The organism is Ferdinandcohnia sp. SAFN-114, assembly GCF_059415045.1.
In genome coordinates this window covers 1-17,164 of the sequence record NZ_JBPFDQ010000107.1, presented here as the reverse complement: position 1 = coordinate 17,164, position 17,164 = coordinate 1, and the positions used below count along the sequence as shown (strand labels likewise).

The following is a 17,164-nucleotide window of genomic DNA, read 5'->3' as shown; positions in this document are numbered from 1 at the left end:
AAATTAATGAAAAAGTGTTAAATTTAATATGGATAGGTGTTTTATATATGTCTCATTTGGCTAGGTCAGTTCAAACCTCATGTTCTGTCTTGAGGGAGAAGAAGAATTAGGTAGTGTCAATTTACCAAAAGCCCTTGATGAGTTAAAAGATGAATTTGCAAAGTGTGATGCCGTATTCTTCCCACATTTTTCACAGGATCCGGAAGGAAAAGTAGAGCTTTTCTTAGGGTCGAAAGGTATTGTTCACGTTGAACTAACAGTTAAGGGTGGTGATTGGGGAGCACCAACAACTCGTGGAATCCATGGTTCCAATGCAGTTTGGATGGAAAACCCAGCCTGGCACCTAGTACATGCACTAGCATCATTGAAGGATCGTGATGAAAAGGTATTAATAGAAGGCTTTTACGATGATGTTGCAGAGCCATGGCTTGGTGATGAGGAAATCATTGATAAAATGCTTGAAACCTTTGACGAAAAAGCAATTTTAAAACGTGAGGATGTTAGGAAATTTAAATTTGGTTTAACGGGTAAAGAGCTATTGAAACGCTATTTCTACTCTCCAGAGCTTAATATTAATGGAATGGTGAGTGGACACCATGGCGATGGAACGAAAACACTTCTTCCACATATGGCAAAAGCAAAGCTTGACATACGACTCGTACCGAATATGGACCCTGAAAAGATATTAGAACAAGTAAAGAAGCATTTCGAAAAACATGGGTTTGATAACATCGAAATCGAAGCTGTAAATGCGTATAACTGGGCACGCACTTCTACTGAAGAGCCTGCAATGAAAGCATTATTACAGAGCTTTACAGATTTAGGGTTTGATTATGAGCCTTGGATTTCAATGGCTGGTTCAGCACCATTCTCTTTATTCCAATCAAAATTAGGCCTGCCATTTGCATTTGGCGGACTTGGTCACGGTGCTAGACAGCATAGTCCAAACGAATATGCAACTGTTGAAGGAATGAAAAATTTAGAAAAGTCGTGTGTTCTATTCCTAGAGCATTATTCTAAGTCATGAGGTGAAAGGGTATGAAGAAAACATTATTATCCGTTATTGCTTTCTTGTTTTTGTTTGCAATTGTTGCGTGTTCAAATGACAGCTCAAATAGTACGAACACCAATTCAAATGAAAATGAAACAAAAAATGAAAACACTGAAGCGCCGAAACAAACTCAAGATACAGTTAGTATTGTAATGTGGAGTGCTCCTGATACATTTAACCCATATTTCTCACAAGGGAACTACGGAAAGTATGCTGGCGGGGAGCTTGTTCTAGATACATTATTAGACTATGACCCAGAATATAACTTCATCCCGGGTCTTGCAAAAGATTATAAAGTATCTGATGACGGTCTAGAATACACAATTATTTTAGATGAAAATGCAACATGGCATGATGGAGAGCCGTTTACAGCTGATGATGTTGCGTTTACGCTCAAATCAATTATGGACCCGGAATGGACAGGTACTGGATATGTGAGCTTGGCATTAGTTAAGGGTGCTCAAGATTACAAGGATGGTAAAGCTGATGATGTTCCAGGGATTGAAGTTGTCGATGAACATACCATCAAGATTACACTTAACACTCCGTATGCACCATTCCTTGAAGCTGTTGGTAAAGGTCTGTGGATTTTACCGGAACATGCTTTTGAAAATGTAAATGTCGCAGATATAGCTACTGCTGATTTTTCGAAAAATCCTGTTGGTACAGGCCCAGTTAAGTTCGTAAAATATGCGACAGACCAATATGTGGAGTACGATGCGAATGAAAACTATTTCTTAGGTGCACCTGAATTTAAGAAATTAATTCTTCGTATCATGACACCAGATTTAGCATTAGCTGCATTTGAAGCTGGTGAAATTCATGCAACAACTCGAACTGGTATTGGAACAATTAACATCTCTGACCACCAAAAAATCCAAGAGCTTGATAATGTAGAAGTAACAGTGTTTGACACAATGTCTTATCAAACAATGACAGTTAATACAACGAAAGACTATTTAAGCGACAAGCGAGTTCGTCAAGCGATTATGCATGGTATCGATCGAGTGGCAATTGTTGAGCAGCTTCTTCAAGGTAAAGGAAAAGTAGCTTACGGTCCAATTGCAGAAGAATCACCTTGGTTCAATGATGACTTACCAAGCTATGATCATGACCCTGAAAAAGCAAAGCAATTACTGGAAGAAGCAGGTTGGGATTTCAATCGCACAGTAACATTATCTGTTCCAAAAGGAAATATTATTAGGGAACGTTCTGCACCACTTATCCAACAATATTTACAAGCAATTGGTATGAAAGTGGAACTGGAATACATGGACTTCCCAACATTAATGGAACTTATGGAAAAACAAGAATTGGATATGGCGTTATTAGGAACATCAACTGGAATGGTTGACCCAGATTCTAATATCTATCCATTCTTCCACTCATCTCAATTTCGTCCAGCAGGATGGAATACTGCCAGCTTTACAGATTCTCACCTAGATGAATTGTTAGAAGCAGGAGCAATTGAAACAGACCAAGAACGTAGAAAAGAAATCTATGACGAGGTCCAATCAATTGTTGCAGATGAATTGCCGTACATCTACCTATATTACGAGCAATCAATCGGAGCTGTAAGCAAGGAACTGAAAAATGCAGTACCAAACCAAGTTGGTATTGAATGGAATATTTATGACTGGAGTTTCAACGAATAAGAATAATTTTCCTCCATATGCCCATTATTAAGGCGTATGGAGGTTAACTTATAGTAAAGTTGGTGAACATATGCTGTTATTTATCGTAAAAAGAATACTTGCGGCGATCCCATTGTTATTCTTAATAAGCATCATTGCGTTTTTACTCGTAAACCTGATGCCAGGAAACCCGGTTGACATGATGATTGATACAACCATTACAGGATCTGAGCTCGAGAAGAAGAAGGAGCAGCTTGGCTTAAATGATCCGCTATATATTCAATATGCAAACTGGTTAAAAGAAATTGTAACAGGTAACTTGGGCTATTCATTTTCAAAAGGAGCTCCTGTAACGGAGTTAATTATGGATAGGGTTCCAGCGACATTGCTGTTGATGGGAGTTTCACTAATCCTAAGTTTGTTAATTGCGATCCCTGTTGGTGTTTTGTCAGCTACAAAGCAATACTCAACATGGGACTATTCTTTGACCTTTTTAACCCTCGCAGGAGTTTCTATTCCTACGTTCTTTCTAGGTCTTTCCTTTATTTATATTTTCGCCGTTAAATTAGGCATGTTCCCAACCGGAATGATGGGAACGCCAGGGGTTGAGCCGAGCTTTTTAGACACTGCCAAGCACTTAGTATTGCCAATGACTGTACTAGGCTTGAACGGGGCTGCCGTTTATACGCGGTATATGAGATCAAGTATGTTAGAAATTATTAAGCAAGATTATATACGAACTGCAAGAGCAAAGGGGTCAAAAGAGAGGAAGGTAATTTTCGTACATGCTCTTCGTAACGGACTCATTCCAATTATTACCCTTCTTGGACTTTCCATTCCGACCTTATTTGGCGGTGCGGTAATAACCGAACAAATCTTTTCATGGCCTGGAGTGGGAAAGCTTATGGTAGACTCTGTATTTTCAAGGGACTATCCGGTTTTAATGGCCTTAATTCTTATTACTTCCTTCTTAGTTGTAGTAGGAAGCTTACTAGCAGATATTTTATATAGTCTCGTTGACCCAAAAGTAAAGTTGAGGTGACCTTATGAGTGAGACACAAAAGTCAATCACCCCACAGGGAACTCCTGATGATGTGATACAAAAACAAAAGTCTAAGTCCAAAAGCGAATGGGGCCTTGTTTTTTCAAAATTTAGGCGTCACCGACTAAGTCTAGTTGGTTGTATTATCATGCTGATTTTCATTTTGACTGCGATCTTGGCAGATTTTATTGCACCATATGATCCGAATATGATAGACCCAATGGCTTTTGAACAACCACCGAGCAAGGAACACCTGCTTGGAACTGATTCAATCGGACGGGATGTATTGAGTCGTATTATTCATGCTTCGAGAGTATCACTAACGGTTGGAATCGCTGCTGTTATTTTGTACCTAGGTATCGGGATTGTACTTGGAGCAATTGCTGGTTATTTCCGTGGGATTATCGATACGATTATTATGCGCTTTGCAGATGCTATGATATCATTTCCAGTGCTTCCATTAGTAATTGTTATGGTTGCTATCGCTGGAAATAGTATTTATAACATCATCCTCGTGATTGGACTCGTAATGTGGCCTGAGGTTGCGAGAATTGTGAGGGGGCAAATCTTATCTTTGAGAGAGCAAGAATTTGTGGAGGCAGCTCGTTCAATTGGTGAAAAGCCTCTTTCGATTATTTTTACGCAGCTTATTCCTAATGTGCTGGCTCCGGTTATTGTTGCCGGAACGTTCGGAATTGCAAATGCAATCCTACTTGAAGCAGGGCTATCTTTTTTAGGTTTAGGAGTACAGCCTCCAGATGCTAGCTGGGGGAATATGTTGATGGATGCACAATCGATTACCGTATTAACAAATATGCCTTGGTTATGGGTGTATCCAAGTTTATGTATTATTTTAGCGGTTATATCAATTAATTTTATTGGGGATGGCTTGCGAGATGCCTTAGACCCAAGACAAAAATAATAGATTACTAGAGGAGGAACAAATTAATGGTAAGAGTTGGAGAAGTTGAAGGAGTAAAAGGTACGGTTCAAAAAGGATTTTTTAAGGTAGGGAGCTATTCGGATGCAAGTCCGATTTCACTTCCTGTTATGATTGCAACAGGTAAGCAAGAAGGTCCAACAACCTGGCTTCAAGCAGCTGTTCATGGAGAAGAGTATGGCGGTTCTGCAAGTATTATTCAACTGGTAAACTCTTTAAATTTAGAGACATTAAAAGGAACTGTTGTTGCACTTCCTGTCGTCAACATTCCGAGTTACCGTGCAAAATCACGGACATCTTCATTAGATGGTGAAAATTTAAACCGTATTTTCCCAGGATCACCTAATGGAACATATAGCCATCAATTAGCACATGTACTTGTTGAAGAAATTTCAAAAACGGCAGATTACTTTATTGATTTACACAGTGGCGGAATCGGTGCAGAAGTACCTTTTTATGCGATTTATGTAGATGATCAATCTGAAGCAGCAAAAGAGTCAAAACGACTATGTAAACATATTGGCGTGGAAGTAATTTGGAAAATCAAAGGTGAAGCTGGTTTACTTGGTGCGGTTGTGGCGCAAATCGTAAACAAGGGAATTCCTTCACTTACTGTTGAAGTGGGCGGTGGAAATGTAACTGAACAGCATATTCAAGAATATACTTCTTCGATGGAAAACGTAATGAAAGCAATTGGCATGCTTGAGGGAGATACACCTGTTCTTGATCAATACACCGTTATCGAGGATGGAAACTTCTTGTTCAACAAAGAAGGTGGACTTTTCATACCTGCATGTAAGGTAGGCGATGTCTTAAATGAGGGAGACCTTATTGGACAAATTACAAACCTATTTGGGGATGTTGTCGAGAATGTTGTTAACCCAACAGACAACGCGTATATTGCAGCTATTCGACTTCCATTTTGGCCGTGCGATTCTGGTGATTTAGTTGCGGAATCAATCGTAATTGAAAAACGGGAAGTGTTTGCAGAGTAAGCATAACAAAAAGGAATAAAGAAAAATGAAATTTGGGAGGCGGTGGTAGCAATGGTTGCCCCTATATTAGAAGTTACCAATTTAACTACACAATTTGAAATAGAAAAAAGTAAATTCTCGGCTGTAGACGAAATCTCATTCCATGTGAACAAGGGTGAAACAGTTTGTATTGTAGGGGAGAGTGGCTGTGGGAAAAGTATTACAGCCCTTTCGATCATGGGTCTTGTTCCTTCCCCTCCTGGAGTTCCTTCAACAGGGGAGATTAAATTAGAAGGAAAAAATCTATTAGAGTACTCAAATAAAGAAATGATCAAGGTAAGAGGAAAAGACATTTCGATGATCTTTCAGGAACCAATGACTTCCTTAAATCCAGTTTTTCAAATTGGTGCCCAGGTAGCAGAGGTTCTGCTTAACCATAGTAAACTAAGTAAATCAGAGGCATTAAAGGAAGCGGTTGAGATGCTGCGTAAGGTTGGAATTTCACAACCTGAAGTGAGAGCCAAACTGTATCCGCATCAATTGTCTGGTGGGATGAGACAGCGCGTTATGATTGCGATGGCTCTGGCATGTAACCCGAAGTTATTAATTGCCGATGAACCTACCACTGCGCTAGATGTAACGATTCAAGCACAAATACTAGAATTAATGAAAGACTTAAGGGACACATTTGGAACTGCGATTGTTTTAATCACACATGACCTTGGTGTTGTTGCTGAGATGGCGGACCGAGTCATCGTTATGTATGCGGGAAGCATTGTTGAAGCAACAAACGTATTTTCGTTATTTAAAAACCCAGGTCATCCGTACACAGAGGGATTGTTGTCTTCTATTCCAAAAATGGATGAGAAGGTTAACCATCTCAATGTGACAGAGGGCTCAATTCCGCTGTTAAATGAAATGCCAAGCGGATGTAAATTTCATCCTAGGTGCCCATATGCAACAGATAAATGTAGAGCCCAAAGACCGCCGCTTACAGAAATTGCATCTGGACATGAAGTCGCATGCTGGTATGCCGACGAATTAACTCTTGAGGGGGTAAAAGTATATGATTAATGCAGTACACCCTGAAAGGGAGCAAGAAACGATTATTCAGTTAGATCAGGTTTCAAAGGATTTTGTCGAGGGGAACAACTTATTTAAGACCAGACGAGTAACACGTGCTGTTAACAACGTAACACTCGAGATAAAAAAAGGAGAAGTATTAGGACTTGTTGGTGAAAGCGGTTGTGGGAAGTCAACGTTAGGGCGGGTCGTCTTACGCCTGCATGACCCGACTTCTGGAATATTAAAATTTATGGGACAAGATATTACAAATTTGAAAGAAAATCAATTACGGACTCTAAGAAGAGACTTTCAAATGATTTTTCAGGATCCTTATGCGTCTCTTAATCCGCGTTTTACTGTTAGGGAAATTCTTTCAAAGCCATATAAAGTACACGGTATTCCCTTTTTAGATGATGTCATTCGTGAAAATATGGAGCTAGTTGGACTAAATTCCAATTATATCAATAGATATCCACATGAGTTTTCTGGCGGGCAAAGGCAGAGACTTGGGATTGGCCGTGCAATTGCGCTGCATCCAAAATTTGTTGTTTGTGATGAGCCTGTATCTGCATTAGATGTATCTGTTCAGGCTCAGATTCTAAACTTACTTACAGATTTAAAAGAAAAGTTAGAGATGACATATCTATTTATTTCTCATGACCTTAGTGTTGTACATCATATTAGTGATCGAATTGCTGTTATGTATTTGGGAAGTATTGTTGAGATTCAAGAAAGGGATGACTTTTTTAGACAACCAAGACATCCATATTCACAAGCATTATTATCCTCAATACCAGTAGCAAACCCTTTTCTTCAAAGAAAACGGGAACGTATCATTTTGAAAGGAGAACTACCAAGCCCGATTAACCCTCCGTCAGGTTGTCCATTTCACCCTCGGTGCCCGATTGCAACGGATGAATGTAAAGCAATTAAACCAGAACTAAGACAGTTAGAGAATGGTCAATTTGTTGCATGTCATTATCCGTTAGACTAAACGTGGGAGGAAATCGTTATGGATATTGGATCAAAAATCAGAACTATACGAAAGAGTATGAATTTATCTGTGCGACAGTTAGCTGAGGAATCCGGATGTACTCCGAGTTTCATTAGTCAGATAGAACGAAATGTCGCAAACCCTTCCATTAATAGTCTTAAAAAGATAGCGACGATTATGAATGTACCTTTAATCAGTTTTTTTGAGGAGGATACAGGTGATTCAGAAGAAGAATTTATCTTAAGAAAAAATAGACGAATCAAATTAAATAGTTCAAGTGAAAAGACGGAACTATTTTTACTTACGCCAACGAATAATAATCGAAATATTGAAATGCATATGATCGTGATTGAACCTGGAGGAAAAAGTGACAAGCCCTATGTAAATAATGCCGAAGAGGTTGGCTACATCCTGAAAGGAACGTTAACCCTGTCTCTAGGTGAGGAAGAGTATGAAGTTAATGAGGGTGATAGCGTATATTTTCCTGGATATATCCCGCATGGATGGGAGAATAAAAGTGACTCAGAAGTGGTAACCTTATGGGCTGTCACACCTCCAATTATTAAAAATACTTCAAATGAACGATCCCCGGTATGATATCGGGGTTTTCGTTCATGGGCTTTCCTATGCACCCCTGATTACTACCTTCTCTATTATATAAAATACCTGTCGTAACCATATTAATTAACATAATTTTTAAAAGTAAGTTATATCTAATCTCGTTAGATAAATGTTGTTTAGAAATATTAAAAAATTAACTATAAATTAATAAAAAACTATTGAATCTAGAGAGAATGTCCTGTAACATAGTAAACAATAAAAATTTAGAATATTCAAAGATTAAATATAGGTAAATAATTATGGATTTATGATTAATTATTTATTAATTATATTAACCGTTTTTGTGGACTATGAATCTACTAAAAACATAGTCATTTACAATTCAAGAATTAAAAAACTACTAATTGTAGTTCACAATTTGTTTCTTAGTGAAAGGGGGGAGTAAAGTATTTTTTATTAAAAATTTGGAGGTGTTACTTTGGGGAAATTTATTATTCGCAGATTGCTGACATCAATACTCGTCCTAATTGGGGCATCAGCCATTGCCTTTGTATTATTACGTATCATTCCAGGTGACCCAGCCATGTTGATGTTATCAGAAAATGCAACTGAAGCTGAGATTGAGCAAATGCGTGAAGACATGGGATTAAACCTCCCTATATGGGTACAGTACATTGATTACGTGAAACAGATGCTTCACCTTGATTTTGGTGATTCATTAAGCAGGGGGTTGCCATCAATTCAGTTAATCTTAGATCATTTACCAGCAACAGGGATTTTAGTTTTTTGGGCAATGTTTATTGCAATTGTGTTAGCGATCCCACTTGGGATGATTGCTGCAGTTAAGAAGAATTCTTTTGCAGACCACATTGTTAGTGTCCTAGCATTGTTAGGCCAATCGGTACCAAGCTATTGGTTAGGTATGATGCTCATTTTATATGTAGCGGTAAATATGAATTTACTTCCTACTTCTGGATATGGAACACCTAGTCATGTAATCTTACCAGCCTTTACCCTAGCCGTTTATCAACTTGCATTAATTGCGAGGTTAATGAGATCTAGTACGCTAGATGTTCTTACGAATGATTACGTTCGAACAGCACATGCAAAAGGTTTACCTGAACGATTTGTTCTTTTCAAACATGTCTTTAAAAATGCACTAATCCCAACGATTACAATGATTGGTCTTCAAACAGGACAATTATTGGGCGGCGCAATTATTACCGAGTTCATTTTCTCGTGGCCTGGCTTAGGATTTTTAACCGTTCAATCGATTCAATTCCGGGATTATCCGATGATTCAGTCTCTTGTTATTGTGTCAGCAGTAGTGTTTGTAGTTATTAATCTTCTAGTAGACATTATTTACGCATTAATTGATCGTCGTATTGTCGTAGATTCATAGGAAGGGAGTGTCCACATGATTGCCTTTTTGAAACAACTTAGTCGAAGAAAAACGGCAGTTTTTGGAATGTTTTTTCTACTTGTTGTAATCATAATTGCTATTTTAGCACCGTTACTAGTTCCAATGGATCCGACGGCTCAAGATATTTCGAGAAGACTCTTACCCCCTGGATCAACAAATGCTGAAGGAGCAAAACACTGGTTAGGCACGGATCAATTGGGGCGTGACGTATTAAGCCGTATCATTTATGGTTCGCGTATATCGATTATGGTAGCAGTCGGAGCTGTAGCAATTGGTGGTGCAATTGGGTTGATTGTTGGTTTGGTTTCGGGCTATTCAGGAGGATGGGTAGACAGTGTGCTAATGCGCTTAGTAGATATGCAATTAGCATTTCCATTCTTATTACTCGCCCTTACAATGGTAGCCATTCTTGGTTCAAGTATCATGAATGTTGTTCTCGTTTTATCAGTTACAAGTTGGATATCGTATGCAAAAGTGGTTCGGAGTTCAGTGCTATCCGTAAAATATTTAGAATATGTTGAAGCTGCAAAGGCAGCTGGAACCTCACAGATTGAAATTTTATTCCGTCATATACTGCCTAATATCATATCACCGTTTATTGTAGTCGCAAGTTTTCAGGTAGCAACGTTAATTATTGCTGAATCTTCACTTAGCTTTTTAGGTCTCGGGGTCCCAGTTAGTGAACCAACATGGGGTGCGATGCTTGCTGATGGAAGAGAGTATATGACAGATGCATGGTGGATTGCCATTTACCCAGGTATCATGTTGATGCTTGTCGCTATGTGTGCGAACCTTTTTGGAGATGGATTGCGTGATGCATTAGACCCAAGGTAAAGACAAATCAGGTAGTAAGACATCAAATGCATGTTGTTTGAGTCAATTATTATAAAAAAATTTACCAAAGGGGAGAGATGTAAATCGAGATGAGAGTAATTGAGAGTTTAGATGAGTTAGAGTTAGATCTTCATAAAGGGGAGGTGCTTGAAACCCGAATCACAATCGGAAGCTTACCGGATGCTGCAAATATCGATATGCCTGTGATAATCGGCAATGGCAGGGAAGCGGGGCCAACTTTACTGCTTACTGGACTGCTGCACGGGATTGAGATTGGCGGCTATGATGTTATTCGACGGCTCTTATATGAAGAAATAAAGTTTAATGAATTGCGAGGGAGAATTATTGCAGTTCCAATCGTTAACCCATTAGCCCTTCGCGCAGCTAGTCGATTTACACCACAAGATTCTAACGATTTAAATAGAGTCTTTCCAGGAAATGCGAATGGAACTCTTAGTCAACGAATCGCTAACATCATATCGGAAGGAATAGTACCATATGCCGACTATGTTGTTGATTTTCACTCATGTAACCCTCCTTCAGAAGTATTTACGATTGTGGACGCAGGAGGAGATCATCAAGTTAAAGAAGCTTCAATGAATCTAGCAAAAGCATTTGGTGCCATAACGGTAACACCTGCTTTTGAAATTCCAGGCACCTTTAGCGGACATCTATCTTCTATTGGTAAACCTGCAATAACTCCAGAATTAGTTTTTTCACGCCGTTTTGATCAGTCAGCAGAAATAGGAGTAATTGGCACGAAAAATGTGATGAAGCATCTTGGCATGATGGAGGGGGTAATTGAAGAACTCCCAAATACGCTGCCATACAGTGAGCCTTTGTTATATACCGCTTATTATGCGAACAAAGGTGGATTTGTCTACTTTAAAAAATCTATAGGACAAACTGTTCAAAAGGGTGAAGTTTTTGCAAAGGTTTGTAATCCTTTTGGAGAGATTGTTGATGAAATGTATTCTCCTGTTGATGGAACGATTATTGCGTATCCGTTAGCTGGCAATCAATCAGTAACAACGGGAGATAAAGTCGCTTATTTTGCTTCAAAAATGTAGGTTTTTGGTAAAAATTAAAAAGATATGAGGGGGTAATTGTAATGTTTAAAAAAATGGTAATGTTTTTATTAACTCTTGGGTTAGCATTTGCTTTAATCGGATGTTCTGGAGAAACCTCATCTGATACGGATTCCGAAAGTGAAAGCGAAGGTGAAGGCGGCGCAAAGGAGCTAATCGTTGCTACAGGTGCTGACCCAACATCCCTTGATCCTCGTAAAACATGGTCAGGGCCAGGGTATAGCATAAATTCACATGTTTTTGAACCACTTGTATTCCGTAAGATTGTTGACGGAAAAGTATCAATTGAAGGAGTACTTGCAGAAAGCTATGAAAATGTAGATGAATTAACATGGAAGTTTACATTAAAGGAAGGTGTCAAATTTCATAATGGTGCACCTTTAAATGCAGAAGCTGTAAAGTTTACGCTTGAATCAATTCAAGATCCTGATTTCAATACATCAATGAAAATTTGGTTAAATGATATTGCTGAAATTACAACTGAAGGAGACTTAACAGTAATTATTAAAACGAAAACTCCTACACGCGGACTTTTAAGTTCATTGACTCAGGTTCCTATCGTTGAACCAGGTGCAGTAGAAGAGCTTGGTGCAGAGTTTAACGTAAAACCAGTTGGAACAGGACCATATGAAATTGTTGAATATATTGCAAACAACAATGTAAAGCTAAAGCGCTTTGATGGTTACTGGGGTGAACCTGGAGTTAGCGATTCAATTGAATTTAGAATTATGCCAGAAAATGCAGTTCGTCTTGCTGCCCTTCAACGCGGGGATGTTCATATTGCAGAAAACATTTCTGCAGACAAAATCGAAGAAGTTAAACAGGATGAAAATCTAGACATTTTCATTACAGAAACACTTCGTGTAAACATGATGGTTGCTAATTTTAAAAATGAATGGATGGCTAAAAAAGACTTTAGAGAAGCCATTTCACTTGCGATTGACAGAGAATCGTTAGTTAATAATATTTTAAGTGGAAATACAATCCCGGCTTCTTCTGTATCACCGCCAGGAACAATTGGTTTCAATGAAGATCTTCCTGTATATCCATTCGACCCTGAAAAAGCAAAAGAGCTTTTAGAAAAAGTTGGCTATGATGGTTCACCAATCAAGATGGGGGCACCAGTCGGCCGATATGCAATGGACCGCCAAATGGGTGAAGCAATTGCTGGAATGCTTCAAAATGTTGGAATTAATGTAGAATTAGAAACGCTTGAATTTAGTTCTTATGTTCCAAAGATGGATGAAGGTGCTTATGATTTCTATTATATTGGAGTTGCTGACTTAACAATTAATCCAAACACACATTGGAATGGTTATTACCACTCAGAAAATGCTGAGGGTGGATATGCAAATCCCGAAGTAGATAAATTAATGGATCAAGCAATCCAAACTATCGATGATGCAGAAGTAACCGAGCTCTACAAAGAAATCCAAGAGATTTTATATGAGGAAAAGCCTACATTCCCACTTTACAACGAACCGCATATGGTTGGTGTAAGAAAAGGTGTTCAAGGATTTGAACCTCGTCTTGATGAATATGTAATCGTTCGAGATGCATATTTTGAAGAATAAAAAAAATCTAGCTTGAAATAGCAGTAACTTTTGTATCTGGCGGTGTTGAGGGGAGAGAAGGTCTTTTTCTTCAACACTTGCTAGATTTTATAATCTCTGAGTGTAGTAAGTTAAAAAAGTAAATAAAAAAGACTAGAGGAGGAGTATCATGAAAACGGTTGGAACAGCTGAAGTAAAGGCAGGGGAAAAAACGCAAGGATTTATTCAAGTAGGCAGTGATACGGATGGATCAGCTTTTAACATACCGGTTTTAGTTGCTGCAGGAAAAGAAGAAGGACCTACAGTTTGGGTTCATGGCTGTGTTCATGGTGAGGAGTATGGAGGAGCGGCTTCTATTATTAGGTTTTTTCAAGAGTTAGATGTTAATGAATTAAAAGGTACGTTTGTCGGAGTACCTGTATTAAACCTTCCTTCATTTAAAAATCGAAACCGAATTTCGCCCCTTGATGGAGCAAACCTTAATCGAATTTTTCCTGGAAATCCAAAGGGTACTTATAGTGAAAGACTAGCTCATAAAGTAATAGAAGTAATTAAACAAACAGCCGATTATGTAATTGACCTGCATTCTGGGGGAATCGGCGCTAAAGTGCCATTTTATATGATTGTTAAAGATAATGGATCAGAGGCAGCAAAAAAATCAATTTGGCTAGCTAAACGAATGGGATCCGATGTCATTTGGCTTTCAAAAGGAGAAGCGGGCACAGGTGGAAGCATTTCAGCACATGTGATCAAGCATGAGATTCCTACTGTTACAGTTGAATGTGGCGGAGGTAATGTAACAGTTGAACACGAAGATCAATTCAAACTGGCGATTGGCGGAGTATTTCAAGCTCTAAGTATGCTTCCAGGAGAACCTCCTATTCAAGAAGAATATACATTCATTAATAATGCTGATTTTATCTTCACCGGTGAAGGTGGATTGTTTATCCCTGCATGTGATGTTGGTGACATTTTAAACAAAGGTGATTTGATTGGGTCAATTATGAACCTTTACGGCGAGGTTACAGAAGAATTACGTTGTAGCTCTGACAATGCTTACATTGCAGCAGTAGGTCATCGTTATTGGCCGACAGAGCCTGGGCAATTAATTGCAGAGGCTATACCTGTTGAAACCAGGGGAGTTACTGAATGACAGACCCAGTACTAGAAGTTCGCAATTTATCTATTAACTTTCATACAGAAAGAGGGATTATCCCAGCCGTAAAAGAAAGCTCCTTCACCATTTATTCTGGAGAAACCGTTTGTATTGTAGGCGAATCAGGGTCCGGAAAAAGTGTTACATCATTAGGAATAATGGGATTATTACCGAAACCAACAGGTAAAGCGGATAAAGGAGAAATTTTATTTCAGGGTGAAAATTTGCTAACCAAAAGTAAAAAAGAGATGCAAAGGCTGCGCGGTAATGAAATTTCAATGATTTTTCAAGAGCCAATGACATCATTAAACCCGGTATACACTGTAGGGGATCAAATAGCTGAAAGCCTTCGCTTCCATAAAAAATTGAATAAAAAAGAGTCGATGGAAAAAGCAATCGAATTTTTACGTTTAGTCGGAATTCCTTCTCCTGAACAAAGAGTTCATGAATATCCACATCAGTTATCAGGGGGAATGAGACAGAGGGTTATGATTGCTATGGCACTAGCCTGTGATCCAAAATTATTAATTGCAGATGAACCTACAACGGCTTTGGATGTAACGATTCAGGCCCAGGTGCTAGAGTTAATGAAGGATTTGAAAGATAAGCTAGATATGTCGATTCTATTTATTACTCATGACCTTGGTGTTGTAGCAGATATTGCAGATCGTGTGGTTGTTATGTATGCAGGAATCGTCGTAGAAGAGACAACGGTTTGGGATATATTTGCGCGTCCTTATCATCCTTATACGTTAGGGTTATTAGAAGCTATGCCAACTGTTGAGGCGAAAGGAAATCGATTGAAAACCATAGAAGGAGTTTTGCCAAATCCTTCAAAATTGCCAGGAGGCTGCAGGTTTCATCCTCGTTGTCAATTTGCTTCTGAACTTTGCCGTAATGAAGAACCGACATTAGAAGTGGTCGAAGATGGACGAAAGGTAGCTTGCTGGCATTATGATCAAGCAATGAATGTTGAGGTGAGCAAACGTGGTTGATACTACCGATGTACAAGTTGAGGTAAAACAAAAGAATCTGCAATCTCAAAACACAATCCTTGATGTGAAAGATTTAAAAAAGTATTTTCCGGTTCAAAATGGATTATTCGGAAAATCAACTGGTGCAGTAAAGGCTGTTGACGGTGTTTCTTTCTCAGTAAAAGAAGGGGAGACCTTAGGGATTGTAGGGGAATCTGGATGTGGAAAATCCACATTAGGACGTAATATCATCCGTTTGCAAAAGCCTACCGAAGGAAAAATCTTATACTCGAACCTGGATATTACACAATTAAATGAAACAAAGCTAAGAAAAGTTAGAAGGGAAATGCAAATTGTTTTCCAGGATCCTTATGCTTCATTAAATCCGAAGCTTAGTATTGGAGAAATTATTGGTGAGCCACTCCGCGTGCATAAGCAAGGGAATGTACGTGAACGAGCGGAAAGGGTAAAATGGCTACTTGAAAGGGTAGGTCTTGAAGAACATCATAGTACAAGATACCCCCATGAATTTTCAGGTGGACAGAGGCAGCGGATTGGGATTGCAAGGGCATTGGCACTTAATCCAAAGCTTATTGTTTGTGATGAACCAATTTCTGCTCTTGATGTTTCTGTTCAGTCACAGGTCATTAATCTGCTTCAGGATTTACAGGATGAATTCGGATTAACCTATTTATTTATCGCACATGACCTTTCTGTTGTTAGACATATTAGCAACCGTATTGCCGTTATGTATCTTGGGAAAATTGTCGAACTTGGGGAAACAGAAGAAGTTTATCATAATCCTGCGCACCCATATACACGCGCGCTTCTGTCGGCAATTCCAATTCCAGACCCAATTGAACAAAGAAAAAAGGAAAGAATTATTCTAACGGGTGATGTTCCTAGTCCAATCTCTCCTCCATCAGGATGCCGGTTTCATACACGTTGCCCAATTGCAACTGACAGATGCAAGCAGGAAGAGCCTGTATTTGAACAAAAGAAAGACGGTCATTGGGCAGCTTGTCATTTCCCGCTTTCGTAAATTGACAAAATAAGATAATATTAATTAATGTAGGTTAATTAAGGGGACAAGGAGGATTTTTTCTTGGATTTCGGAATGAAGATACGTTTTTTGCGAGAGGCGCAGGATATTACCGTCAAACACTTGGCAGAATTAGTGGAATGTACACCAAGTTTTATCAGTCAGATTGAAAGAGGGATGGCAAATCCCTCTATCAATACATTAAAGAAAATTAGTAGTGTGCTCGGTGTTTCGTTAGTCCATTTCTTTGATGAAGAAAGTCAGGTTTCTGATAAGACTGAAAGATTTATCACTAGAAAAAATAAACGAAAGCGTTTTAAAAGTAATATTGAAAGCACTGATATCTTCTTATTAAGTCCCTCGGAAATAGAGAGTAAACAATTAGAGATGCATCTTATGAGGGTTGAGCCAGGCGGCAAGAGTGATAAGCTCTATACCAACAATGGTGAAGAGGTCGGCTATGTGTTAAAAGGCCATCTCACGGTCTATTTAGGTGATGAAAAGTGTGAACTGGAAGAAGGGGATAGTATCCACTTTCCTGGTCATATTCCACATGGTTGGGAGAATAATACTGATTTTGAATCAGTTAGTCTTTGGGTAGTTACCCCATCCATCATACGAGCGGAAGACAGCTTGATGATCGGTGATACGATTTATAGTGCTTCAGATAAGAAATAGTTTTTGGAGAATGTCCTACAAGATTTATATATGCAGTATATTTTTCTCCAAAAGTAGAAAAAGAGAAAAGGTTGTGAAATAGAATGGTACCTGTAGGAAGGACACTCGAAAAAAAGAGTGTTCAACCTACAGGTATTTTTATATACTTGAATTTC

The 17,164-nt window shown here is 38.7% G+C and carries 16 protein-coding genes; all 16 read left to right on the top strand.

Going from position 1 to position 17,164, the window contains the following annotated elements:
* Nucleotides 1-79 precede the first annotated feature (79 nt).
* The 16 genes from ACR65M_RS23625 (at nucleotide 80) to ACR65M_RS23550 (ending at nucleotide 17,009) form a co-directional block, all read left to right on the top strand.
* Complete coding sequence (locus tag ACR65M_RS23625) at nucleotides 80-1,027, top strand: M20/M25/M40 family metallo-hydrolase (RefSeq protein ID WP_440274560.1); 948 nt, start codon at nucleotides 80-82, stop codon at nucleotides 1,025-1,027.
* An 11-nt stretch (nucleotides 1,028-1,038) separates the two neighbouring features.
* Nucleotides 1,039-2,706, top strand: coding sequence for an ABC transporter substrate-binding protein (locus ACR65M_RS23620; RefSeq protein ID WP_440274559.1), 1,668 nt, complete (start codon nucleotides 1,039-1,041; stop codon nucleotides 2,704-2,706).
* A 70-nt stretch (nucleotides 2,707-2,776) separates the two neighbouring features.
* A complete protein-coding gene (locus ACR65M_RS23615; protein ID WP_440274558.1) occupies nucleotides 2,777-3,727 on the top strand; it encodes an ABC transporter permease in 951 nt (316 codons plus the stop codon).
* 4 nt (nucleotides 3,728-3,731) lie between these two features.
* On the top strand, nucleotides 3,732-4,649 hold the full coding sequence (opp4C, locus tag ACR65M_RS23610; protein ID WP_440274557.1) for an oligopeptide ABC transporter permease: 918 nt from the start codon (nucleotides 3,732-3,734) through the stop codon (nucleotides 4,647-4,649).
* Nucleotides 4,650-4,675: 26 nt separating this feature from the next.
* A complete protein-coding gene (locus ACR65M_RS23605) occupies nucleotides 4,676-5,662 on the top strand; it encodes a succinylglutamate desuccinylase/aspartoacylase family protein (protein WP_440274556.1) in 987 nt (328 codons plus the stop codon).
* Nucleotides 5,663-5,713: 51 nt separating this feature from the next.
* Nucleotides 5,714-6,715 (top strand): ABC transporter ATP-binding protein, encoded by a 1,002-nt coding sequence (locus ACR65M_RS23600; RefSeq protein ID WP_440274555.1) that lies wholly within the window; start codon nucleotides 5,714-5,716, stop codon nucleotides 6,713-6,715.
* Nucleotides 6,708-7,700, top strand: a complete 993-nt coding sequence (locus ACR65M_RS23595) for an ABC transporter ATP-binding protein (protein WP_440274554.1) — start codon at nucleotides 6,708-6,710, stop codon at nucleotides 7,698-7,700. Before ACR65M_RS23600 ends, ACR65M_RS23595 begins: the two co-directional genes overlap by 8 nt.
* A gap of 18 nt (nucleotides 7,701-7,718) precedes the next feature.
* Nucleotides 7,719-8,297 (top strand): cupin domain-containing protein, encoded by a 579-nt coding sequence (locus tag ACR65M_RS23590; protein WP_440274553.1) that lies wholly within the window; start codon nucleotides 7,719-7,721, stop codon nucleotides 8,295-8,297.
* Between the two features lie 442 nt (nucleotides 8,298-8,739).
* A complete protein-coding gene (locus tag ACR65M_RS23585; protein WP_440274552.1) occupies nucleotides 8,740-9,663 on the top strand; it encodes an ABC transporter permease in 924 nt (307 codons plus the stop codon).
* A 27-nt stretch (nucleotides 9,664-9,690) separates the two neighbouring features.
* Nucleotides 9,691-10,518: an ABC transporter permease gene (locus ACR65M_RS23580; protein WP_440274551.1), complete on the top strand. Its 828-nt coding sequence runs from the start codon at nucleotides 9,691-9,693 to the stop codon at nucleotides 10,516-10,518.
* Between the two features lie 89 nt (nucleotides 10,519-10,607).
* Nucleotides 10,608-11,588, top strand: coding sequence for a succinylglutamate desuccinylase/aspartoacylase family protein (locus ACR65M_RS23575; protein WP_440274550.1), 981 nt, complete (start codon nucleotides 10,608-10,610; stop codon nucleotides 11,586-11,588).
* A gap of 41 nt (nucleotides 11,589-11,629) precedes the next feature.
* On the top strand, nucleotides 11,630-13,180 hold the full coding sequence (locus tag ACR65M_RS23570) for an ABC transporter substrate-binding protein (protein WP_440274549.1): 1,551 nt from the start codon (nucleotides 11,630-11,632) through the stop codon (nucleotides 13,178-13,180).
* Nucleotides 13,181-13,328: 148 nt separating this feature from the next.
* On the top strand, nucleotides 13,329-14,312 hold the full coding sequence (locus ACR65M_RS23565) for a succinylglutamate desuccinylase/aspartoacylase family protein (protein WP_440274548.1): 984 nt from the start codon (nucleotides 13,329-13,331) through the stop codon (nucleotides 14,310-14,312).
* On the top strand, nucleotides 14,309-15,310 hold the full coding sequence (locus tag ACR65M_RS23560; protein WP_440274547.1) for an ABC transporter ATP-binding protein: 1,002 nt from the start codon (nucleotides 14,309-14,311) through the stop codon (nucleotides 15,308-15,310). The genes ACR65M_RS23565 and ACR65M_RS23560 overlap by 4 nt, the downstream gene beginning before the upstream one ends.
* Before the next feature lie 37 nt (nucleotides 15,311-15,347).
* A complete protein-coding gene (locus ACR65M_RS23555; protein WP_440274561.1) occupies nucleotides 15,348-16,331 on the top strand; it encodes an ABC transporter ATP-binding protein in 984 nt (327 codons plus the stop codon).
* Nucleotides 16,332-16,406: 75 nt separating this feature from the next.
* Nucleotides 16,407-17,009, top strand: coding sequence for a helix-turn-helix domain-containing protein (locus ACR65M_RS23550; protein ID WP_440274546.1), 603 nt, complete (start codon nucleotides 16,407-16,409; stop codon nucleotides 17,007-17,009).
* Nucleotides 17,010-17,164: the final 155 nt, after the last annotated feature.

Bases quoted from the DNA above. Each gene is read 5' to 3' on its own strand.
- ACR65M_RS23615 (WP_440274558.1), top strand. From the start codon at position 2,777: ATGCTGTTATTTATCGTAAAAAGAATACTTGCGGCGATCCCATTGTTA.
- opp4C (WP_440274557.1), top strand. From the start codon at position 3,732: ATGAGTGAGACACAAAAGTCAATCACCCCACAGGGAACTCCTGATGAT.
- ACR65M_RS23590 (WP_440274553.1), top strand. From the start codon at position 7,719: ATGGATATTGGATCAAAAATCAGAACTATACGAAAGAGTATGAATTTA.
- ACR65M_RS23595 (WP_440274554.1), top strand. From the start codon at position 6,708: ATGATTAATGCAGTACACCCTGAAAGGGAGCAAGAAACGATTATTCAG.
- ACR65M_RS23560 (WP_440274547.1), top strand. From the start codon at position 14,309: ATGACAGACCCAGTACTAGAAGTTCGCAATTTATCTATTAACTTTCAT.
- ACR65M_RS23575 (WP_440274550.1), top strand. From the start codon at position 10,608: ATGAGAGTAATTGAGAGTTTAGATGAGTTAGAGTTAGATCTTCATAAA.
- ACR65M_RS23550 (WP_440274546.1), top strand. From the start codon at position 16,407: ATGAAGATACGTTTTTTGCGAGAGGCGCAGGATATTACCGTCAAACAC.
- ACR65M_RS23605 (WP_440274556.1), top strand. From the start codon at position 4,676: ATGGTAAGAGTTGGAGAAGTTGAAGGAGTAAAAGGTACGGTTCAAAAA.
- ACR65M_RS23625 (WP_440274560.1), top strand. From the start codon at position 80: ATGTTCTGTCTTGAGGGAGAAGAAGAATTAGGTAGTGTCAATTTACCA.
- ACR65M_RS23570 (WP_440274549.1), top strand. From the start codon at position 11,630: ATGTTTAAAAAAATGGTAATGTTTTTATTAACTCTTGGGTTAGCATTT.
- ACR65M_RS23600 (WP_440274555.1), top strand. From the start codon at position 5,714: ATGGTTGCCCCTATATTAGAAGTTACCAATTTAACTACACAATTTGAA.
- ACR65M_RS23620 (WP_440274559.1), top strand. From the start codon at position 1,039: ATGAAGAAAACATTATTATCCGTTATTGCTTTCTTGTTTTTGTTTGCA.
- ACR65M_RS23565 (WP_440274548.1), top strand. From the start codon at position 13,329: ATGAAAACGGTTGGAACAGCTGAAGTAAAGGCAGGGGAAAAAACGCAA.